At 42.8% G+C, this 21,012-nt stretch carries 17 protein-coding genes; 8 read left to right on the top strand and 9 right to left on the bottom strand.

Going from position 1 to position 21,012, the window contains the following annotated elements; genetic code table 11:
* Nucleotides 1-2 precede the first annotated feature (2 nt).
* The 3 genes from IEE84_RS09145 to IEE84_RS09135 all read right to left on the bottom strand — a co-directional run bounded on the left by IEE84_RS09145 (nucleotide 3) and on the right by IEE84_RS09135 (nucleotide 4,209).
* Complete coding sequence (locus tag IEE84_RS09145) at nucleotides 3-1,703, bottom strand: sigma-54-dependent transcriptional regulator (RefSeq protein ID WP_191113948.1); 1,701 nt, start codon at nucleotides 1,701-1,703, stop codon at nucleotides 3-5.
* A 78-nt stretch (nucleotides 1,704-1,781) separates the two neighbouring features.
* Complete coding sequence (locus IEE84_RS09140; protein ID WP_191113947.1) at nucleotides 1,782-3,539, bottom strand: sensor histidine kinase; 1,758 nt, start codon at nucleotides 3,537-3,539, stop codon at nucleotides 1,782-1,784.
* A gap of 34 nt (nucleotides 3,540-3,573) precedes the next feature.
* Nucleotides 3,574-4,209 carry a response regulator gene (locus tag IEE84_RS09135; RefSeq protein WP_101206382.1) on the bottom strand — a complete coding sequence of 212 codons (636 nt, stop codon included), beginning with the start codon at nucleotides 4,207-4,209 and terminating at the stop codon, nucleotides 3,574-3,576.
* 393 nt (nucleotides 4,210-4,602) lie between these two features.
* Between IEE84_RS09135 and IEE84_RS09130 the strand changes: the two genes are divergently transcribed.
* Together IEE84_RS09130 and IEE84_RS09125 are read left to right on the top strand one after the other, a co-directional pair.
* Entirely contained in the window at nucleotides 4,603-5,685 is a 1,083-nt protein-coding gene (locus tag IEE84_RS09130) for a serine hydrolase (protein WP_191113946.1), read from the top strand.
* Between the two features lie 87 nt (nucleotides 5,686-5,772).
* Nucleotides 5,773-6,441, top strand: a complete 669-nt coding sequence (locus IEE84_RS09125) for a thiamine phosphate synthase (RefSeq protein ID WP_191113945.1) — start codon at nucleotides 5,773-5,775, stop codon at nucleotides 6,439-6,441.
* A 65-nt stretch (nucleotides 6,442-6,506) separates the two neighbouring features.
* On the opposite strand, the gene IEE84_RS09120 is transcribed toward IEE84_RS09125, so the two are convergent.
* Nucleotides 6,507-6,836 (bottom strand): TraR/DksA family transcriptional regulator, encoded by a 330-nt coding sequence (locus IEE84_RS09120; protein WP_191113944.1) that lies wholly within the window; start codon nucleotides 6,834-6,836, stop codon nucleotides 6,507-6,509.
* A 506-nt stretch (nucleotides 6,837-7,342) separates the two neighbouring features.
* Between IEE84_RS09120 and IEE84_RS09115 the strand changes: the two genes are divergently transcribed.
* The 5 genes from IEE84_RS09115 to ruvB all read left to right on the top strand — a co-directional run bounded on the left by IEE84_RS09115 (nucleotide 7,343) and on the right by ruvB (nucleotide 12,502).
* Nucleotides 7,343-8,557, top strand: a complete 1,215-nt coding sequence (locus tag IEE84_RS09115; protein ID WP_191113943.1) for a phosphoglycerate kinase — start codon at nucleotides 7,343-7,345, stop codon at nucleotides 8,555-8,557.
* Nucleotides 8,558-8,814: 257 nt separating this feature from the next.
* The gene (locus tag IEE84_RS09110; RefSeq protein ID WP_191113942.1) at nucleotides 8,815-9,180 is read left to right on the top strand and encodes a hypothetical protein; all 366 of its coding nucleotides are present in this window, start codon (nucleotides 8,815-8,817) and stop codon (nucleotides 9,178-9,180) included.
* 426 nt (nucleotides 9,181-9,606) lie between these two features.
* On the top strand, nucleotides 9,607-10,644 hold the full coding sequence (gene fba / locus IEE84_RS09105) for a class II fructose-bisphosphate aldolase (RefSeq protein WP_057760953.1): 1,038 nt from the start codon (nucleotides 9,607-9,609) through the stop codon (nucleotides 10,642-10,644).
* A gap of 78 nt (nucleotides 10,645-10,722) precedes the next feature.
* Nucleotides 10,723-11,343: a Holliday junction branch migration protein RuvA gene (gene ruvA, locus IEE84_RS09100; RefSeq protein ID WP_191113941.1), complete on the top strand. Its 621-nt coding sequence runs from the start codon at nucleotides 10,723-10,725 to the stop codon at nucleotides 11,341-11,343.
* A 175-nt stretch (nucleotides 11,344-11,518) separates the two neighbouring features.
* Nucleotides 11,519-12,502: a Holliday junction branch migration DNA helicase RuvB gene (ruvB, locus tag IEE84_RS09095; RefSeq protein WP_224737734.1), complete on the top strand. Its 984-nt coding sequence runs from the start codon at nucleotides 11,519-11,521 to the stop codon at nucleotides 12,500-12,502.
* A gap of 105 nt (nucleotides 12,503-12,607) precedes the next feature.
* On the opposite strand, the gene IEE84_RS09090 is transcribed toward ruvB, so the two are convergent.
* The 5 genes from IEE84_RS09090 to IEE84_RS09070 all read right to left on the bottom strand — a co-directional run bounded on the left by IEE84_RS09090 (nucleotide 12,608) and on the right by IEE84_RS09070 (nucleotide 18,640).
* A complete protein-coding gene (locus IEE84_RS09090; RefSeq protein ID WP_191113939.1) occupies nucleotides 12,608-14,035 on the bottom strand; it encodes an FAD-binding oxidoreductase in 1,428 nt (475 codons plus the stop codon).
* Between the two features lie 96 nt (nucleotides 14,036-14,131).
* The gene (locus IEE84_RS09085; protein ID WP_191113938.1) at nucleotides 14,132-15,793 is read right to left on the bottom strand and encodes an ABC1 kinase family protein; all 1,662 of its coding nucleotides are present in this window, start codon (nucleotides 15,791-15,793) and stop codon (nucleotides 14,132-14,134) included.
* A gap of 102 nt (nucleotides 15,794-15,895) precedes the next feature.
* A complete protein-coding gene (locus tag IEE84_RS09080; RefSeq protein ID WP_191113937.1) occupies nucleotides 15,896-16,600 on the bottom strand; it encodes a ubiquinone biosynthesis accessory factor UbiJ in 705 nt (234 codons plus the stop codon).
* Between the two features lie 118 nt (nucleotides 16,601-16,718).
* A complete protein-coding gene (gene ubiE / locus IEE84_RS09075) occupies nucleotides 16,719-17,819 on the bottom strand; it encodes a bifunctional demethylmenaquinone methyltransferase/2-methoxy-6-polyprenyl-1,4-benzoquinol methylase UbiE (RefSeq protein WP_191115443.1) in 1,101 nt (366 codons plus the stop codon).
* A 107-nt stretch (nucleotides 17,820-17,926) separates the two neighbouring features.
* A complete protein-coding gene (locus IEE84_RS09070) occupies nucleotides 17,927-18,640 on the bottom strand; it encodes an FFLEELY motif protein (protein ID WP_191113936.1) in 714 nt (237 codons plus the stop codon).
* Nucleotides 18,641-18,958: 318 nt separating this feature from the next.
* Here IEE84_RS09070 and IEE84_RS09065 point away from each other — a divergent pair, with 318 nt between their 5' ends.
* Nucleotides 18,959-20,650, top strand: coding sequence for an ATPase (locus tag IEE84_RS09065; RefSeq protein WP_191113935.1), 1,692 nt, complete (start codon nucleotides 18,959-18,961; stop codon nucleotides 20,648-20,650).
* Nucleotides 20,651-21,012: the final 362 nt, after the last annotated feature.

Genomic DNA, 21,012 nt, shown 5'->3' with positions numbered 1-21,012 from the left:
AATTAGTCGAACGCATCTTCAGAAATTTCGAGCTTTTTCATACGGTAGCGTAAAGAACGAAAGGTGGTTCCTAATAATTCGGCTGCTTGGGTTTTGTTCCAGCCAGTTTGTTTGAGTGCCGTGATAATCAGCTGCTTTTCTTGTTCCTGCAAATAATGCTCTAACCCTTGAGGCGGTAATTGACCGCCAAACAATTCTGGTAAACCTGATGTGTCTTTAGAGGTTTCTTGTTGGGCGGTGGAGTCAAGGAGCGACTCTTTGTCATGAGTACTTGCTACGTTGGTTGACGAATTATCATTACTAGTTGACGAATGCTGCACCATTGAGGGGTAGTGGTTGGTGTTAGTACGATAAGGATGTAAATTGATAGCTCTTTGCTCAACCGGCGTCGCCATATTGCTAGATTGAATGGCTTGCTCACTGTTCTTCTTAGATTGAACGTCTATTTGATTTTCTACGTCACGAGCAGGTAGCTCAGAGCTATCGATAGCTGAGCTATGACTTTGCTCTTGTGTATTTACAAGCTCAGGTTCAATGTCAGGAAGACCTAAATGACTAACGTCAATGTAGGAGGTATCAGCTAACGTAACTGCACGCTCCAGTAAGTTACGTAGTTCACGGACATTACCCGCAAAATCGTGGCGTTGTAAGCGTTCGCAGGCTTCCATCGTCAATGACGGCGGTGACTCTAATTGCCAGTCATCAGCAATCATCGCCAAAAAGTGGTCTGCTAATACAGGAATATCATCACGGCGTGCATTAAGTGTTGGAAGCTTTAGCTCAATGACATTGATGCGATAATATAAATCTTGTCGAAATGCACCATCTTGTACCAATTGGCTCAGGTCTTTGTGAGTGGCAGACAAAATGCGGATGTCTACTGGAACTTCTTTTGTATCACCGATTGCCCTTACTGTTTTTTCTTGAATGGCACGTAACAATTTAACCTGCATGGCTAAAGGTAAATCTGCTACTTCATCTAAAAATAACGTGCCGCCATTGGCTTGCTGGAATAGCCCTTGTTTATCAGCGACAGCCCCTGTAAAGCTACCCTTTTTATGACCAAAAAACTCCGACTCCATTAACTCTGATGGTATCGCACCGCAGTTCACTGGTACAAAGCTGCCATCACGCCGTGGACTTAAATCGTGGATCAATCTGGCGACCACTTCTTTACCTGTGCCAGAAGCGCCCGATAAAAATACAGGTGCCTGTGAGCGTGCTAGTTTTAAAATAGTGTTTTTAAGGGGATGCATGACAGCAGAATTACCAATCAACCTACTATCTAGCATTTTTTGTTCAGGAGAGCATTCCGGTGCGGCCTGTACTTCGTTATCTTGATGAATAACTTTTAGGGCATTTTCTACCAGTTGGCGTAAACGTGGTAGTTCTAGCGGTTTATTGACAAAATCGAAGGCACCAAGCTTTAATGCTTCAATAGCTAAATCCATACTGCCATGAGCCGTGATCACTGCTATTGGAATATTAGAGCTATTGCTAATTTCTTTTACCAGCTCCAGTCCAGAGCCATCTGGTAGTTTTAAATCCGTCAGACAAAAATCGTAGTCATTGTCTTGCCAAAACGTTCTTGCTTGCGACAATGTATAAGCCACATCACTTTTGATACCCATTTTAGTTAGGGTAATTTGCATCAATCGACATAAATCTACTTCATCATCGACGACTAGCGCGGTTGTTGTCATACATCATCTCATCGTATTTTATGGCTATAAAATCAATAGCTGGGTCTAAATGGGCGTAATAGTTTTCAAAGGATAAATTTAGGAAAGGTTTTCTACGATAGTTTGAAATTTATTATCAGACTTAATAGAAGGTACAATTAATCGAAAGCATGTTTTCTCATGTTCAGGAATGTAGAGTAAACGTGCTTGATTGGCTTCACAAAATGCTTGTGATAAATAGAGCCCCAGTCCTGTACCAGCTTTATCTGTTGTAAAAAATGGATCGAACAAAAGTTCTAAATTTCCAGCACTAACACCATTACCATTATCTAATATATCGATTATAACATCGTTGTCTGCGCAGTAAATGTCGATTTCCACATAAGCGTGAGGATGAGCATAACTGCTATAACGCAGGCCATTATTGATTAGGTTGATTAATATCTGCTCTAACTGATGAGTATCAAATGATATGATGGGTTTGGTTTTTATTCGTAGAAAAATGTCGTGTCCTTGAAAGTAATTCTTCAAAAACGATGGCATCCATTCAGCCAATTCGAGCACCTGCTGGGTAGCCGTCTGCTGACGAGACAGCTTTAAAATATCTTCGATGATACGGTTTACACGTTTTGTTTGTGAAAATATCATTTCATAAAGCTCATGGTTGCCGGTTATGGCAGCATTCGATTCACTTGTTAATGCACTGTCATCTTCCATTTGTTCTGCAACATCTTCCATTAATAGCTGACTGGCTTGCGATATCGCTGCTAATGGGTTTCTGATTTCATGGGCAATACTGGCAGTTAATTGCCCTAAAGAAGCCAGTTTCAACTGTTGAGCACTGGCTTGCTCACGGCGTAAATCTTCTAATATGACAAGCTTACTATCGTCTTTTAGTGGAATAATTTGTACACGTAATTTGCCAAATATTGAGGCATTTGCCACAGCTGGCACGTCGTAGGTAAAAGCGCGTGACTGCCCAGATGCTACCGACAAGCAGGCATTAAACAACTGTGAATGCTGCTTATTGAGTTGCTGCTCGAAATTAGAGAGAAGTGCTTTGTTCTGAGTCTCTTTTGTATCGTCAAGGGTATTTTGTGCTGTGGTAGGCGTGACAAGCGAAAGGCTCAGCAACTGATGTGCGGCGAGATTTGCTAAGACAATATGTTGCTTATCGATAACGATAACACCATTCACCATCTGCGTGATAACCTCTTGATTAATCACATTTAGTCGCTCGACTTCCTTTGCATGGTTTGCCGCGACCTTTTCAAGCTGTACCAATCGTTGAGAGATAGACCAACTCAAACCGCCCACTGCCAAAAAACTCGCTGACATCAGTAGCGCATCACCTAGATTGGCTAGACTCATGCTATTAGCAATAGCGTAAAAAAATTGCTGATAAATAACGAGAATGATGGCAAGTAAAGTAATAACCAATGCTTGTGAGCCATGTAGTAGCATAAAGCTAGCTGCGACGACCACCATGTATAGCATGGTTAACTGCAAATCAGGGTTACCTGTCGTGTAGAGCAGCAGACTTAATATAATAACGTCCAACGCAAGTCCGAATGCCAGCTGGCGGCGCATATGTTTTCTAACAACATAAAATAATCCAAGCAATATCAAGCTTAACAGTACATAGAAGCTCAGAGTCGTTTGTTGTAAAAAACTCGGTAAAGAAGTGCTATCGCCGGTACGAGCAGAGATGTATAGCATGAGCATAGAGAACAGGCTAACGACGAAACGATAACTGCTATATATTAGCCCCAACTTACGCAACTGCGGCAGAGGAAGCGTATCGTCATGATGTACATAACGAGTGATGGCAGAGCTAAGATTGGTAGCAGGGTTCATAAACTGGCCGTAATAAAATAAACGCTAAAATGGTTTATGGCTGAATCAGACCATGACGAATGGCCAAGTGTGTCAATTTAACATCACTATCAACCCCAACTTTTTCATAAATACGGTAGCGATACGTATTAATGGTCTTGACGCTAACAAATAATTGATCGGCTATTTGCTGAGGGCTCTGACAATTAACAACCATCATGGCCACTTGTTTTTCTCTGTCACTCAATAAGTCAAAAGGTGAGTTTGCATTATCAGACAATAAAACATCTGCTAACTGTTCAGCCACATCCTGACTGAAATAACGACCTCCCTGATAAATCTTTTTGACCGCACGTATCATTTCATCAAGTGGCGTGCCTTTGGTAATGTAACCATTAACACCTGCTTTGATCAGCATTGAGGGATAGGGCTGTGCGGACATACTACTGACCGCCAAAATCTTGATACCCATGTCGAGTTGTATCAGACGTTTGGTTGCTTCGAGCCCGCCAATATTCGGCATATTGACGTCTAGCAAAATCACATCAGGATGTAATTGTTTGGCCTGTTTGATAGCCATGTCACCGCTGTCTGCTTCACCTACTACTTCAATATCGGGGCTGTCTGACAACATACGGCTAATACCCATCCGTACCAAATCATGATCATCTACCACTAATACTTTAATCATAACCATACTCTTTATTGATTGTCAGAATGAACGCTTTATTAGGTTCAAATAGTATAAAAAACGAATATATGCCAGCCATTGTTTTTATCTTTTTATATTCAAAATACTGCTGATTAATATAACAAAATACGAGTAATCATAACATTCGAAGTTAAATTGTATTGCTGCAGTGTGAATTGATGTTTCTATAATATAAATTGGTTGTAGCAAAGTTTGAATGAAGCCAAAAAAAACTACTAAATCAGTTTGATAGATTAAACTTAAATGTAAACCATGATACACTAAAAATACAAAAGCTCTATGTGAGTACTTACAAACACATCTATAAACGCTACGTACGTTTTTGGCGTCAGACAATATGTAACTGGCGTAATAGCGACAGCAGGAGGCATAATGAAGCAACTACCGTTAACCAAACAGCAATTGATCGCTGCTATGATTTCATTGAGTTTGGGCAGTGTTGCACAAGCCGCACTTACAATTAATGGTAGCACTGACACTGCCTCTAGTGCACGCCTAAGTTGGGGCGGCGCTGATAGCTTGTCTGAAGCTCGCAACATAATGTACAAGTCTAATGGTTCTGCTATTAAGAAAGTCGATAATGGCTACGGCACTACCAACATCACGAATAATAATAGCTTTGCTAGTAGTAATAACACCAATAGTGCCCGCTACAATACAACTTATCGTGGGGCATTCGGTAGCAGCGATATGATTCCGATTAGCACGGATTCACGTAGTGTTGCGGTGATCGATGCTGAAACTGGTGAATCTATCTACGAAAAAGATGCTGATATCGCGCGCCCAATGGCTAGTATCACTAAGGTTATGACGGCTATGGTCGTGTTGGATGCTGGCCTTGATATGCGTGAAGAAATCACGCTTGATCCAGAAGATTTTGTTGGTCCAAAGCGTGCAAGCTCACGTTTGAAATCAGGTGATCGTTTAAACCGCGCTGAGATGCTATTGATGGCGTTGATGAAATCTGAAAATCCAGCGGCGAAGAGTCTGGCACGTAACTACCCAGGTGGCTATGATGCCTTTATGCGTGCGATGAATCGTAAAGCGCAAGATTTGGGCATGAACACGGCATTTTTTGGTGATCCAACTGGACTTGATAAGCGTAACGTAGCTTCTTCAAAAGATCTGGTCAAGATGGTACGTGCTGCTGGCAACTATGATGTGATTCGTCGTTTTTCTACCACTAAGAGCTATGACTTTTTCGTTTCAAACTACTCAAGTGGTAACCGCACCTATAAAGCCAGTAATACCAGCACGTTGGTTCGTGACGGCAGCTATCCAATCGGTATTTCTAAGACAGGCTTTATCAATGAAGCCGGACGTTGTGTGGTAATGGAAACTCGGGTCAATAATCGACCTGCAATTATTGTTATCTTGGGGGCAAACAGCTCAGCAACACGTTGGGGCGATGCTAAAAATATCTTAAATAGTTTAGCTACACGCCGTACAGTATAAGCTATCTATTCTAAATGTATAAAAAAGCTGTTATATCATATAACGGCTTTTTTATTGTGTTGAATTTAAGAATTAAGGATACATGCTATGGGTCATTCACCATTCTCCTCAGTTATGCCTAAGCTATATTTATTGACCAACGATGATGAATTTGAGCTGTTATATCAAAAGCTAGAGACAGCCTTATCGACAGGATTGATTGCCCTATTACAAATTCGTCGTAAACAAGTTCTTAGTCTGCCAGATGGAGCCTTGAAGCTTTTTGATGAGGCGCAAAAAATCGTTGAGTTAGCTCAAGTATATAACGTGCCAGTTGTTATTAATGATGACGTGAAGTTGGCCGAAAAACTTGGCGCTGGGGTACACCTTGGTCAAACAGACGGCAGTATCGGTGATGCTCTACAGTCCCTTTCACCGCATCAAATAATCGGTCGTACCTGCCATGGTGATATAGATCTAATCAAAGAAGCAAAAAATGACGGCGCAAGTTATGCTGCGATGGGTGCTGTATTTACTTCTACGACTAAGCCAAATGCTAATATCATTTCACGTCAGCAGCTTATGGAAGGGTGTCAGCAAGGCATACCGATCTGTGTGATAGGTGGGTTAACCGCAGAAAATGTATCAGAGTTAGTAGATTTGCCCATTGCGCTTGTAGCAGTAGTTGGGGATATCATGGACTTGCCAGTAGCGGACATATCTCAGCGCTGTCACGAATGGCAGCAGGCATTTTCCAAATGGAAAATACCTACTTGAAGTACTCTTATTAGAGAGGTTTTAGAGTAGCAATAGTCTTATAATATAGTATTAATATGATAGCGCTACTCAGCGTGTTCCATACATAAGGTAGCATAGGGTAGCGCTTCTAAGCGTTGCTCTTCGATCTGTTCACCGCAGACTTCGCACTCGCCATAAGTACCATTTTCAATTCGGTTCAATGCATTTTCGACATAGATTAAGCTTTGGCGTGCCTCGCTCATCAAATTTTTGCGCATGTCGTTTTGACGATAGGAGATGGCCTGATCTTCCCAATGTTCATTGAGATCATCTTGCGGATTTTGGATGTGATCTTCTATTTTATCAATTCGAGATTCGTACTCATCTTTTAATTTTAATAAGTTTCGTTTAGCAGTGTCTAAGTTGATGCTCATTATTTTCTCCTAATGGATTATTTTTATTGTCAATGTTTCTATCATAAAGAGCTTGACTGCTGAGTACCACCACGAAATGTTACGGTTTATTGACTATGCTTAAAGCTAGCAACTGCAATTGTTGCCATCGGATAATGGTCTGAGAATACAGACTAAATATTTTAAAAGTGCTGAAATTTGTGTCAGGTTGCTTGTGAGACTGTTGTAGAAAACTGGTAGAATACACCGCCGCTGAATTTTGCTTACTTGATCGACTCATCAAAGTGGTTTGATAAGTGTCAGAGCCAAGCGTTAAAAAGACATTAAAAAGTAATAAAGCTGATAGTGACTATATAGCTTGGATATAAAATAGCGTATTTATAAAGCTGGTTAGTAAGAGTGCTACGAAATAGTAGATTGATCAAGCTTAGCACTGAATCTGATTTATATAGAGCGGACTATAATGGTCATATTAGTAACGACAGTAATCGCAAATTAACAGACATATTGATGCATAGGAGCAGGTAATGAATTTTTTGCGTATGAGTGAGTTGAACTTAACGGATAAAGTGGTTTTGATTCGAGAAGATTTGAATGTGCCTATTAAAGACGGTAAGGTCACGAGCGATGCGCGCTTGCAAGCCAGTCTTCCTACCATCAAGATGGCGCTCGAAAAAGGCGCTGCGGTAATTGTTTGCTCACATTTAGGCCGCCCAACAGAAGGCAATCCTGAAGCTGTATATTCATTGGCACCGGTTGCTGACTATTTGACGGAAAAATTAAGCTCGCAACTATCGACGCCTGTACGTCTTAATACTGATTACCTTACTCAAGGTGCTAATGTAAAATCGGGCGAAGTGGTTCTATTAGAAAATGTACGCTTCAATGACGGTGAAAAGAAAAACGATGCCACACTAGCGAAAAAGTACGCTGATTTGTGCGATGTGTTTGTGATGGATGCTTTTGGTACAGCGCACCGTGCACAGGCATCAACAGAAGGTGTTACGCAAGCAATGCGTCAAGCAGACAAAACTGTGTGTGCAGGGCCATTGTTAGCTGCTGAACTTGATGCTTTGAGCCTAGCGCTTGAAACACCAGCACAACCAATGCTTGCTATCGTTGGTGGGTCAAAAGTATCAACCAAATTAGAAGTGCTACACAGCTTGGCTGAAGTTTGCACACAGATTATCGTTGGTGGCGGTATTGCTAACACTTTCTTAGCAGCACAAGGTCACAGTGTTGGCGCCTCATTGTACGAAGCAGACTTGCTCGATACTGCACGTGACATTATGACCAAGACTGAAATTTTGCTGCCTGAGTACGTCGTAGTCGCTGATAAAAATGACATCGATTTCGCTGACTTTACTGGCTCATTGCAAAAAGCCACTGCAACGATCAAATCAGTTGATGCGATCGGTGACAATGACATGATATTGGACATCGCACCAGAAAGCGCAAAGCAGCTTGCCGATGCTATTATCAATGCAAAAACTATCTTATGGAATGGTCCAGTGGGTGTCTTTGAGGTCGATGCTTTCGGGCAAGGCACACAGATATTAGCTACTGCTGTAAGAGACAGCGATGGTTTTTCTATCGCGGGCGGCGGTGATACGTTAGCAGCTATCGATAAATATCAAGTTGCTGATGGTGTGAGCTATATGTCAACAGGTGGCGGTGCGTTTTTAGAGTTTGTTGAAGGTAAAGTACTTCCGGCAGTCGCTGCGTTGCAAATAGATGCCTAACTAATTAACGATACTCTGTAGCTTAGTAACATTAGACGTACAACTAACTTTAAATAACTAAGGTAGTCTGTAAAAATAATATTTTGGCTGTTGATTTGCTTGTTTTTATTGACATAAGTAAGCTCAATAGCCATCGATTATTATTAAGCAGTAATTATTTATTTATATACTGAAAATTATTATTGCATGTCTGATTCGCACTCTATAAAATAGCGCGACCATGTATTTTGACATGCATTATTTACGAGAGGTTTATTATGTTAAAACGTCATTTATTACTTGCTAGCGTACTTGCTGGTACCTTTGCAATCACTGCATGTAGCCAACAAACAGAAGAAAACACTGAAGCTGCTGTTGAATCTGCTGGCGATGATGCTGCTGCAAACGCTGATGCTGCTGCTGCTGAAGCTGAAGCTGCTGCTCAAGACGCTGGTACTGAAGTTGCCGAAGGCGCTGACACTGCTGGTGCAGCTGCGACAGACGCTCTAGAAAACACTGGCGATGCTATTGCTGAAAGCACTAACACAGCGGTTGAAAATACTGCTGAAGCTGTTGCTGATGGCGCTAACGCTGTTGCTAATGGCGCAAATGATGTTGCAGTTGACGCAGAGCAACAGTACTAAGCTACGCGATAACTAAGTACTATTAACTAAGCACTATAATGACTGATTTGCTGGGATGCTATCGACTGATAGATAATTATCGGTAAATAACTTCTAAAAAGGGTCATTGCTTTATAAGCCTCAAAATACTAGAAAAGCCTTGGTGATTGCCAAGGCTTTTTGCGTTGTATGTCGTTGTGGCAGTTTATAAAGTGACAGTTTATAAAATTAAACTGATATCAAGAGACGGTATAGACTGACAAATAGTCGGTCAACCGCTACGAAGACAGAACAATTTTTGCTATAATCACCGCGTGGTAATCATATCCAATATCATTCAGACTTTCACTAGCCTATATACGGTCAGTATGGTCGAATATACAGTGAAATGATTGCTATTAAGCTGTTTTTTAAAATACTATTCAAAATCCAATCAGAGAGCGTCTTATGGCCCTAATATCCTTACGTCAACTTCTAGATCATGCCGCTGAACACAGCTATGGTGTTCCTGCCTTTAACGTCAATAACTTAGAGCAAATGCGTGCAATCATGATGGCTGCGGATGCTTGTGATTCACCTGTCATTGTCCAAGCCAGTGCAGGCGCACGTAACTATGCAGGGTCAGCATTTTTGCGTCATTTGATTATCGCTGCGATCGAAGAATGGCCACATATTCCAGTAGTAATGCATCAAGATCATGGTATGTCGCCAGCTATCTGCCAACGCTCAATCCAGTTAGGTTTCTCATCAGTGATGATGGACGGCTCACTTGGTGAAGATGGCAAAACGCCAATGGACTATGATTACAACGCTAGCGTCACGCGCGAAGTTGTTAAGATGGCACACGCTTGCGGTGTCTCTGTAGAGGGCGAAATCGGTTGCCTAGGTAGTCTTGAAACTGGTATGGCTGGTGAAGAAGATGGCTCTGGCGCTGAAGGCGTATTGGATCATGAGCAGCTTTTGACCAGTGCTGATGAAGCTGAGCAGTTTGTAAAAGATACCAATGTCGATGCGTTAGCGATTGCTATCGGTACTAGTCATGGTGCCTATAAGTTCACACGTCCACCGACAGGCGATATTTTATCTATTGAGCGCGTAAAAGAGATTCATGCCCGTATTCCTAATACTCATCTTGTTATGCATGGTTCTTCATCAGTACCACAAGAATGGCTAAAAGTTATTAATGAAAATGGCGGTGATATCGGCGAAACTTATGGCGTGCCAGTTGAGCAAATCGTTGAAGCGATTAAACATGGTGTGCGTAAAGTAAATATCGATACGGATTTACGTCTGGCATCAACTGGCGCTATCCGTGAATTCCTTGCAAAAAATCCAAGTGAATTTGATCCACGCAAATATTTCAAAGCGTCTATGGTAGCGATGTCAGATATCTGTACCAATCGTTTTGAAGCGTTCGGCTCTGCAGGTCAAGCACATAAAATTCGCCCAACCAGTCTTGAAGGTATGGTGAACTTTTACCAATAAGACTGTGTTGTAGAACGTAGTTGTTAATCATGAAGTAGCAGCTGATTTTATAATATCTTACATAAGAGGTCGTAAATAATGATTGGATTGATTACCGGACAGGTGCAGTACTTGATGGCACCGACGGCTTGTATCATGACGACCTCTGGTGTGGGTTATGATATCGAATTGCCATTGCCTTCGTTTTGTCAGTTACAGCTTAATGAACAAGCTAGCATTTGGACACATTTCCATGTTCGCGAAGATGCCCAGTTGCTCTACGGTTTTATCGATCGAAAAGAGCGTGATGTCTTTCGCCAGTTAATTAAAATTAACGGGGTTGGGGCAAAAATGGCCTTGGCTATGCTGTCTGCAATGTCAGCAGCTGAGCTAAAGATGCACGTCGAGCAAGAGTCGGAGACGGCATTAACTCGTATCCCTGGCATCGGTAAAAAGACGGCGCAACGTTTATTAATTGAGCTAAAAGACAAGCTAAAAAATATCGACGTTGATAATGGTGCGTTTGAATTGACACCACAGGAAACTACGATTTCTCACGAAGGCAGTATCATCGCTGAAGTGGAAGGCGCATTGATTAGCTTGGGTTATAAAGAAAAAGAAGCTCAGCTAGCGATCAAAGCTGCTAAGAGTAAAGGAGATACTTTTGCTGATACTCAAGGCTTATTAAAAGCTACTTTACAGCAGTTATCCGGCTTTTAATCCATATTAACTAGCTGTCTATCGATGACAACCACATAATGTATAAAATTAATAAGCGACATTAAATGTCGCTTATTTTCGTTTTAGTGCTCGCTTAATGAGGTTTTGCATGACTTATGCGCAGCGTTTGGTTATGCTATTTGTTAACTAATTTTTTAATATAATGATAAATTCTATGACGCAAGATCGTTTAATTAATCCGCTAGAAGGTGCAAGTGACGCTCCTGATGCCAATATCCGACCAGCATTATTGGCTGAGTATATTGGTCAGCCGGTGGTACGTGAGCAGATGGAAGTGTTCATCGGTGCTGCTCGTGGCCGTGACGAAGCGCTAGATCACACACTTATATTTGGTCCACCGGGTCTGGGCAAGACGACCCTCGCCAATATTATCGCTCGTGAAATGGGCGGTAACTTGCGTTCTACTTCAGGGCCTGTGCTTGAACGCCCAGGAGATTTGGCGGCCATGCTGACCAACCTAGAAGCAGGTGATGTGCTGTTTATTGATGAAATTCACCGTCTGAGCTCGGTTATTGAAGAGATACTTTATCCAGCGATGGAAGATTTCCAATTAGATATTATGATTGGTGAAGGGCCTGCTGCGCGTTCTATCAAGCTTGATTTGCCACCGTTTACCTTGGTAGCAGCAACGACGAGAGCAGGACTGTTAACCTCACCGCTACGTGACCGTTTTGGGATTGTACAGCGCCTCGAGTTTTATAATATCGCTGATCTAACGACGATTGTCAGTCGCGCAGCACGTCTAATGCGTGTACCAATGAGTAAAGATGGAGCTGTAGAGATTGCGCGCCGTGCACGTGGTACACCAAGGATTGCTAACCGCCTATTACGCCGTGTGCGTGACTATGCCGAGGTAAGAGGCGATGGTAGTATTAATGGCGCGATTGCAGGTAGCGCGCTAGATATGCTGGCAGTGGATAGACGTGGTCTTGATCATCTAGACAGACGTTATATCGAAATATTGCACGAGCGCTTTGATGGTGGTCCTGCGGGTGTTGAAGCAGTGGCAGCAGCGATGGCTGAAGACCGTGGTACGCTTGAAGATGTGATAGAGCCATATCTGATTCAACAAGGTTATGTGCTGCGTACTGCTCGTGGCCGCGTACTGACACAGATGGCAATCGACCAGATGTTATAGTAATTAGTATTTAACAAAAAAATGCGCCTGCTTTTAATAAGAAACAGGCGCATTTTTTTTGGCTATCGCTCTGGCTTTAGTACGGTTTTAGTTTTTCTAATAGTATTAGGAAATAGATAAAGCCTCAGGCCATATTTTCCCTGGATTAAGGATGTTTTTAGGGTCGAGGGCTGCCTTGATAGCTTCCATAAGTATCAGCGCATTACCATGTTCTTGCTGCATATATTTTTGTTTGCCTTGTCCGATCCCGTGCTCACCCGTACAAGTACCATCCATCTCGATAGCCCGCGTGGCGAGACGACCGATAATACCCTCAGCAGTAGCTACCTCTTCAGGATTATTGGTATCGACCAATAATAAAACATGAAAGTTACCGTCGCCTACATGACCTACAATTGGTCCAATCATCCCTGATGCTTCAATATCTTTTGCAGTGGCGCTGACACATTCTGCCAAGCGAGAAATAGGTACGCAAGCGTCAGTCGATAGGGCGCTTGTCTCAGGACGTAACGCACAGCTAGCATGATAAGCATTGTGTCTTGCCTGCCAGAGACGTTTACGCTCAGCTTCATTGGTATCCCAAGCAAAATCACGACCATCAAACTCTTCGATAATATCAGCAAACATTTGCGCCTGTTCAGCAACGCTTGCCTCTGTACCGTGAAATTCAACAAATAGCGTAGGCGTTTCGGTTAAATCGAGATTGGCATATTGATTACATGCTTTGATTTGCATTGCATCAAGCAGCTCGATACGAGCAATAGGTAAGCACATCTGAATGGTCAGCATTACGGCCTGGCAAGCATCTTCGATGGTCGAAAAATGACAAATACCGCTGCCTATACACTCGCTAATACCAAATAGTTTCAGCGTGGCCTCAGTGACAATACCAAGTGTACCTTCTGAGCCTATCATCAAGCGCGTCAAATCATAACCGGCCGCAGACTTCTTGGCACGTGTGCCTGTTCGTACGATATCGCCACTTGCAGTTACTACTTCTAGTGCAAGTACCACATCTTTCATAGTGCCATAACGTACTGCATTAGTACCTGAGGCGCGAGTGGCGACCATGCCGCCAATACTGGCATTGGCACCGGGGTCTATCGGAAAAAACAGCCCTGTATCACGCAGATAATGGTTTAGTTGCTCACGCGTCACGCCGGGCTGAACGGTAACGGTCAAATCTTCATTATTGACCTGTAAAATAGTATCCATCGCATGCATATCGATGCACAGTCCACCATAGGGAGCATTCAATTGACCTTCCAAAGAAGAGCCGATACCAAAAGCAATCACTGGCATTTGATGCTGATAGCAAATCTCAACGGCCGCAGCTACTTCCTGTTTGTCCTGTACTGTTAATACAGCATCTGGCGGCTGATTAGCTAACCACGTCATGGTATGACCATGCTGCTCACGAACTGTAGCGTTCAAACTCAGTTGCTTGCCAAAACGTTCTTGCAAAGCTGTGATAGCCTCACTATAGTCTGGTTTATTAGTATTATGGGTCTGTGACAGTGGTAGCGCTGACATGAGGGTTCCTATAGATAATGTGACTATTTAGCATTAACTTAGCATATTCAATATCCATTTAATATTCTTTATTTACAGACATTTGTTCTATTATAACTAAATTAGGATGCGCCAAACAACTACCAAGACAGCTAGTATATAAAATATAGGTGATAGCCAGCCGATAACTTGCGTAGCGATAGCGATAAAAATAGCAAACCCTGCCAGTGCCAACCAGTCACGACGACGGTCGTTTAGCATATCAGCGCGAATCTGTTGTATCTCGCGTAGTTGACTGTCCTGACGAGAGCCCTGTGAGGCAAGGCTTTGTAGTCCTTGATCTAATAGTTTAGGAATATCGGTAGTAGACAAGAGCATTTCAGGCAGTTGTTGGCGCAGTTGCTGTAGATTACGCATAGGATCTAATTGCTCTTTAATCCAACTGCTTAGAATTGGCTTGGCAAGTGACCAAATGTCCAGATCAGGATATAAATCACGACCGAGTCCTTCCACATGGACCAAGGTTTTTAGCAGAAGCATCAGCTGCGGCGGGATACTCATATGATGTCTACGTGCAATGTCCAAAATCTGCATCAGTACGCCAGCAAAGTCGATATCATCGATTGATTTTTGTAGCATAGGACCGACGGTACGTTTCATATCACGCATCAAGGCATGCTTATCAGCGTTTGGTGGTATCCAACCTGCACGGCTAACAATATCGACCACAGCGGTAAAGTTATTGTTCATCACGGCAAGTAACATCCGTGCCACGATGAGCTGATCGTCTTTTGATAAAGTGCCCATGATGGCGCAATCAAGTCCGATATAGCGTGGTTCATGGCCTAAATCAACTGCTTCCATACCTGCATGTAAAGTTTGCACAGGTGGTGTTTCTACAAACACATTGCCTGGATGCATATCAGCATGAAAGAAGTTATCACGGAAGACTTGGGTAAAAAATATCGTTAGGCCTTTTTCTGCAAGCGCTGCACGGTCATAGCCCAACTGATCAAACATCTCAACTTGTGAGATAGGGACGCCTTGGATACGCTCCATGACCATCACGTTTTTGGCAGCGTCGTAAACTTCAGGCACATACATCAGTGCTGAGCCCAAGAAGTTATTACGCATCTGAGTAGTATTATCAGCCTCAAGTGTCAAATCAAGCTCATTGAGCATGACTTGCCGATAGTCTTCGACAATATCAATGATATGGATGGCACGTGCCGCCTCAATGCGTGCAGATGCCCAACTTGCCAATTCCCGCAACAGTTCAAAGTCAGAAACAATCACAGTGCGAATATCAGGGCGCACTACTTTTACCACGACTTCACGCCCATCATGTAGAGCAGCAGTATGAACTTGGGCGATAGAAGCGGCCGCTAGCGGTTTGATATCAAAACGGGCAAACAGCGTTTCAATCGGCTGGCCAAGACCATGTTTAGGATGCTGAATTTGAGCGACAGCAATATCAGCGTCAAAAGGCTTAACTTTGTCTTGTAACTGAATCAATTGAGCGATAATTTCAGGCGGTACCAAATCGCGACGCGTTGAGAGTAACTGGCCCAGTTTCAAAAACAGCGTACCCATGTCCTCAAGCGCATACTTAATCGCATTTGGTTGGTGCTTTTTGCCCCATGCTGCTGGATGAATGCGAATTAATCGCGCCAAAGGTTGCAGCTGCGGTGCTTCTTCGATAGAAAAATGGGTATCAAGGCGATACATTGCGGCGATACGCCAAAGCTCAAGTAGACGAGCGCGGTGCGATAATAGCATGAGGTTAGGTACTCTAAACAAAGACGAAAATGGGGTAAGCGCTGCGCTTAATCATAAATAGTGCCATCGGTAATAGCATTCATTTATGATGGATGCAATCGGCTATTGATGAAACGAGTTATTAAGAAACTGCGCTTGCTCTTCTTTGATAGCAGCAAGTTTGGCTGCTTCTCGTTCGACGTCCGCACGTAATTTTAACAGTTGCTGTTTAAGATCATTTACTTCAACCACCTCGATAGGGTCAGGTGTGCTATTGCCAGCCACTTCATTGGCCCAATCACTAACGTCATCAAAAGCACGTTTGGCACTATGACGCCAGCTACCTTTGAGCTGAGAGATAAGAAGATGTAACTGGCTAGCCATTGGTTTACCAATAAACGGCTCAAGCTGTCCAGCCACGTCAGGATCAAATCCTGCAACCAGTTGTTTGAGCTGCATCAGCACCTTGTAATCACCAGCGATTGGCAGGTTACCTTCAGCGCCGCGCATCAGATTGAGCAGTTGAGCGGCATTATCTACGGTGATGGTACAGTCTGGACGACTATGACCAAAACGTGCGCGCTCCATGCTGGCTTTTCGGCACTCATTCATTTGGCCACTTGGCTCAAATACGCTCTCTGTTGTGACTGGCTCAAAGCGTAAACGCTCATGAGTGAACAGGATGTCTAAATTAATCTCAGGCAATCCCATATTCAGACGTAACACTTTACCTGCAAGTGGCGCTAAACCTGCTTTGGTAATCTCATCACTGGCAATGGCAATGTTGATTAGCTTTTCGGCTCCAGCTAATAGAAGGACAGTCAGCATAAGGCTCTCGCATCGTTAAGTGAGCGCCTTTGCATTAGCTGCATCAGCGCATCGTGTATTCGTGTTAGGTTCAATATGGTTTGTTAAACGTAATGGTCTTACCAATCGTACTTTATCGTTAAGCTTTAAAGCCACGATGGACAGCCACGATACCAGCAGTCAAGTTATGATAATCGCAATTCTCAAAACCAGCTTGTTGCATCATCTGCTTAAGTGTCTGTTGATCAGGATGCATACGAATTGACTCAGCCAAGTACTGATAACTTTCAGCGTCATTAGCAATCAGCTTACCCATCACTGGCAACGCGGTAAATGAATACAAGTCATAAGCTTTAGATAGTGGCTCAAATACTGGCTTTGAGAACTCCAGAATCAATAGACGACCACCTGGCTTTAGGACGCGATACATAGACTTTAGCGCGGCATCTTTGTCAGTAACATTACGTAGACCAAAGCTAATGGTCACTAAATCAAAGCTTTCGTCATCAAAAGGGGCTAATGTCTCAGCGTTTGCTAATACAAAATCAACGTTGTTACAGCCTGCATTGATCAGGCGCTCACGACCTACTTCTAGCATCGCAGCATTGATATCAGATAGTACTACGTGGCCATTTCTACCGACTTCACGGCTAAATACTTTGGCCAAATCGCCCGTACCGCCAGCGATATCAAGGACATGTTGACCAGCACGTACGCCTGATAGACTAATTGCATAACGCTTCCACAGACGATGAATACCAAATGACATCAAGTCATTCATGATGTCATATTTTTTGGCAACAGAAGTGAATACGTCAGCCACACGTGCTTGCTTTTCTGCTTTATTGACGGTCTTATAGCCAAAATGCGTCTGCTCATTACCATCTGTTTCAGGCGTGTGCGGATTATTGATGTCATCACGCTGATTGAATAGCGTTTGTTTTATGGTTTGCTCTGAAGGGTTTGTGCGAGTCGTTTTGTCGTTGTTTGGCATAGTGGTTTGTTGGCCTTGCGGCGTTCCAGTTGGTAGGTCTTGAACTTTAGTAAAGTCGCTACTGTCGTCACTAGCAATGCTATTATTCTTGCTCGGCACGACATTGGTTGTTTGGTTGCGTAATATCTGCGCGCTAATCTGCTGATTATGAGCAATACTGTCTTTTACCAGTTTGTCTTGCAAATGACCATTGGTTGTTGTGGCTTGATTAGAAGGAGCGCTGCTATCTTTTGAATTATCAGTCATCATGTTGTCCTAGAATTTATTTTTATGATTGTCTTTATCGTATGATTGTCTTTATCGGAAGAAATCGTTAAATAGTAAGCGTCAACTGGCCATTTAGCATATTGAGCTTATGATACACCAAACGCTACTGGCTTACTGCCATTATCCGAATCATGCACCTGATCAACGATTGACAGTTCGCGCTTGCAAAATGGCTCGATAAAATCGCTGACGCTGCTCAAAGGCTTCATGGCCTTAAAGCCTGCATCAATAAAGTCATAAAGTGGTTGAAAGTTATGACGATAGGCTGTGCTCTTTGCTAGTGCGAAGGCTTTTTTGAGCATAAACGAATTTAGATGCTTGTCCGTGCGATAACAGACGTCTTTTAGATTAGCAATCTGAACTCGGCGCTCGGCTTCTTCGTCGACAGTACGATAGGCGGCTAGCATATTCTCTTCGTTTACTGGCAAATCCTGAGCAAGTAGCCACTGAGCCAAATGCAAATCTAACTCAATAGCTAAAATTGCTGCTTGGATGCCCATACTACCAGCTTCTAGAGCTGATTCTTTGGCAAGACGTTCTAACTTTTTTGCTTTTGGCAGAATACGTGCTAACTGCTCTGCCAATAACTTGAATTCTTCACCGCCATACAGTTGGGTGAGGAAGTAATCTGCCATTAGCTGGTTTTTGGGTTGTTCGAATAGCTCACGATGCGTTTGCTGCAGACGAGCTTGTTGCCATGATTGTACTTCTTTGAGCTTAGCATTTAATTCATCATCTTGGTGATGAGGCATCGCCCAAAAACGTGTTAAATGCTGTTGTAAATCAGCTAAAGCGGTCATGGCAGTGAATCCTGTAGAAGTAAAGGGTAATTAAATTTGAGTATGGTTGTTTTAAATATAGTGGTTCAGGGTTATAAGGCTTTCAACAACTGTTCTACCCTATACCCAAAATTGTGTTCACCTTAAAAGAAAATAATTAAGAATACAAATACCAATCTGTTACACAGCAATATTATTTACTCAATTGGTGCAGTGCTATGATTAAATGAGATAAAAATGAGCGATGAGATAGAAATGTTGAGAGTTATCTTATCGAGAGCTATCCCATAAGTCATTCATTAGTAAAGCAGCCCAATAACAATAATAGCGAGTGTAATCATGTCTCAAAAAAATGATACTACTGAACCAAAAGCACCACAAGCGGTAAGTACACAATTTAGCGAGCAAGTTGTGGAGCAGCGTCTAAAGCCTAATCCTTTAAGTCAGTTTTCACTGGATGAGGATTCGCTTAGACTGGCATTGGTGACGGCTCAGTATGCTTTAAAAGCCACTCGCCAGCAAACGCCTCCGACCCTCAATAAGCCAACAGGTCTATTGGTGCTAGTTAATGGAATGGAGCAAGCGGGTAAAGGTACCGCCGTTAAGCAGTTGAGGCAATGGGTAGATCCAAGGCTGCTTAAAGTTGAGGCCACTATTGGTCATTCGCCATTGAACTATCAACCCATTTGGCAAGCGCATACCCGCGCCATGCCGCGCCATGGTGATGTCATGGTATATTTCGGCAACTGGTATGCTGATTTATTATACAACGTCATGCGACTAGCGACGTCAGATAGTGAGAACCTTGAAGCATTATCAAATGATAAAGGTCAAAAAATTAAAAATCCGCTTCCTATCGCTCAGTGGCAAGACTATCTACAGCAGCAGTTAGATACGCTAAAAGCATTTGAAAACGATCTCATTGCCAATCAAACCAAATTACTAAAATGCTGGTTTCATGTTGATATCGAAACGTTGCACAGTCGCTTAGAGGATGATGAAGCAGATCCGCAGTTTTTGTATCAAATTGACTGGAACAACAAGCAAGTCATCGAGAAGTTTAATGAAGTGGCTGCGACCTTGCTGCGTCAACAGGATGATTGGGTCATTATTGATGGTGACGATAAACTAGAGGCCGCTGATAACTTCTGCCATCTGGTGCTACATGCTATGCAAACCGCGCTGGCAAGTAGTCAGACAGATAGCAGTGACAATGACAAGGAAACATCAAGAAACCATCCTCAGTCCGAGACACTGAAAATTAGCTCAGATACTAAGCAAAAACAGTTTGAGCCTGTACCGATACCTAAGCAACTGACGTCTATTAAAGATAAGAAAATCAGTAAGTCCGACTATCGTGAGGCATTGGCAGAGAAGCAAGCGCGGCTTGCTGAGTTGCTACGTGCCCGTCAAGGTCGGCATGTGGTGTTTGCTTTTGAAGGAATGGACGCTGCCGGTAAGGGCGGTGCAATCAAAAGGTTGGTTGCTCCGCTAGATCCCCGCGAGTATCAAATCTATAATATTGGTGCACCGATGCTATATGAAACCCAGCATCCTTACTTGTGGCGATTCTGGACGAGATTGCCTAACGAGCAAACGAACCGTATCAGCCGTATTGCTATTTTTGATCGTACTTGGTATGGGCGCGTGTTAGTTGAACGTATCGAAGGATTTGCGTCTCCTGATGAATGGCAACGAGCATATGATGAAATCAATCGTTTCGAGGCAGATTTGGCAGCAGCAGGAACGTTGGTTATCAAGTATTGGTTAGCGATTGATAAAAAAGAGCAGCTTAAACGGTTTGAAGATCGTCAAGAAACACCGCATAAGCAATTTAAACTAACGGATGATGACTGGCGTAACCGTGATAAATGGTCAGACTACGTGCAATCTGCAGCAGATATGCTGGCACGTACAGATACAACGACGGCGCCATGGTGTGTTGTTGCGACCAACGAAAAGCGTCAGGCGCGTTTAGATGTGTTAGATCATGCTATTGAGCAGTTGTCGGCAATCACCAAAAGCAAGTAGTTGTTAAAAATGCCTGAAGTTTAAGGACTCTTATAGATTTATATAATTGTATTTTCCAAATGTTTTCTAAGTAGAATGGCTCAAAACATATTCGAGCCATCCTGTCTTTTACAGAGTGTGGTCTTGTCCGTATACAATCGCAGTTACAAATCTCGCAATATCATCATGCATTATGTGCTCATATTTAATATAATAGAGCGCAAAACAGCTTCTGCTAAATAATAATTTTAATTTAGCAAACAACGTGTTTTGGTTATTTAGTATAGATAACTTAATAATTACGACAAAAATTGTTACAATAGCTGTTAGTAGTACCACAAATATCGCTATGAAATATATAAGCCGCAAGATGCTGTAATCAG

Origin of the sequence: Psychrobacter sp. 28M-43 (assembly GCF_014770435.1) — a bacterium.
Lineage (GTDB): Bacteria > Pseudomonadota > Gammaproteobacteria > Pseudomonadales > Moraxellaceae > Psychrobacter.
The sequence above is the reverse complement of the archived record's forward strand: the minus strand, read 5'-3'. Positions and strand labels throughout refer to the sequence as shown.